We start from the raw sequence: 1,810 nt of genomic DNA, 5'->3' as shown, positions 1-1,810 counted from the left end.
ATGTCGGCGCTGCCGATCCAGAACTCGTCGATCGCCCGGCAGTGGAAGATCCGTGAATGCTCCAGGAACCGGCCGAGAATCGATCGCGCGGTGATGTTCTCGGAGAAGCCGTCGACGCCCGGCCGGAGTGCGCAGATACCGCGGACCACCAACTCCACCCGGACGCCGGCCCGCGACGCCCGGTACAACGCGTCGATCACCTGCTCGTCGACGAGCGAGTTGAGTTTGAACCGGATCCGGCCGCCGCCGTCCGCCCGGTGCACGGCCACCTCCCGCTCGATGCGTTCGATGATTCCGGACCGCACCCCGTTCGGCGCCACCAGCAGGTTGCGGTAGGACACCTTCCGCGAGTACCCGGTGAGCGAGTTGAACAGGTCGGTCAGGTCGGCGCCGATGTCCGGATCGGCGGTGAGCAGCCCGACGTCCTCGTAGAGCCGGGCGGTCTTGCTGTTGTAGTTGCCGGTCCCGATGTGGCAGTACCGGCGGATGGTGGAGCCCTCCCGGCGGACCACCAGCGCCGTCTTGCAGTGCGTCTTCAGCCCGAGCAGCCCGTAGACCACGTGCACCCCGGCCTGCTCCAGCTTGCGGGCCCACTTGATGTTGGCCTGCTCGTCGAAGCGGGCCATGATCTCCACCAGTGCGACCACCTGCTTGCCGGCCTCGGCGGCGTCGATCAGCGCGGTGACGATCGGCGAATCCCCCGACGTGCGATACAGCGTCTGCTTGATCGCCAGCACGCCCGGATCGGCAGCCGCCTGCTCGATGAAGCGCTGCGCGCTGGTGGAGAACGAGTCGTACGGGTGGTGCACCAGCACGTCGCCCTCACGCAGGGTGGCGAAGATGCTCTTCGGGGTCTCCCGTTCGGCGAACGCCGGGTGGGTGGCCGGAACGAAGGTGGGATCCTTGAGCGCCGGACGGTCCTGCCGGTAGATCTGCCACAGTGCCGACAGGTCGAGCAGCCCGGGCACCTCGATGACGTCACCGGGGTGCACGTCGAGTTCGCGCAGCAACAGCTCCAGCATGCCTTCGGTCATGTCGTCGGCGACCTCCAGGCGCACCGGCGACCCGAACCGGCGGCGGGCCAGCTCGCGCTCCAGCGCCTGCAGCAGGTCCTCGTCGCGGTCCTCCTCGACCTCGAAGTCGGCGTTGCGGGTGATCCGGAACGCGTGGTGCTCGACGATCTCCATGCCCGGGAAGAGCACCGGCAGAAAAGCCGCGATCAGCTCCTCCATCGGCAGGAAGCGGATCTGAGCCGGGCTGTCGCCGTCGTCGCCGTCGCCGTCGTCGCCGGCCGGGGCGCCCAACTCGACGAACCGGTCGACGTTGTCGGGCACCTTGATCCGGGCGAAGTGCTGGCCGCCGTCGTCCGAGCGGGTCACCGTGACCGCCAGGTTCAGGCTGAGCCCGCTGACGAACGGGAACGGGTGCGCCGGGTCGACGGCCAGCGGGGTGAGCACCGGGAACACCTGGTCGTGAAAGTAGACCGACAGCCTGTCCCGCTCGGCCTGGTCCAGATCGGCCCAGGTGACGACGTGGATGCCCTCCTCGGCCAGCGCCGGGCGCACCGATTCCAGGAACGCCTGGGCATGGCGGAAGGCGAGCTGCTGGGTCTGTTCACCGATGCGGCGCAGCTGCTCGCGCGGGGTGAGGCCGTCGGCGGAACGCACCGACAGGCCCATCTCGTCGCGGCGCTTGAGGCCGGCGACCCGGACCATGTAGAACTCGTCGAGGTTGGAGGCGAAGATTGCCAGTAAATTGGCCAGCTCCAGCAAGGGCAGTGAGGTGTCTGCGGCAAGCGCCAGAACCCGGG

Annotated in this window: 1 protein-coding gene; it reads right to left on the bottom strand. The window is 68.6% G+C overall.

What is annotated here, in order from left to right:
- Window positions 1–1,810, bottom strand: a 1,810-nt coding sequence (locus AC2VNT_RS15175; RefSeq protein WP_486947643.1) for an RNA degradosome polyphosphate kinase, incomplete at both ends; no start/stop codon positions are given.

It is taken from the genome of Mycobacterium sp. TH-M15, from assembly GCF_057473705.1.
This window is presented reverse-complemented; position numbering and strand designations above follow the sequence as displayed.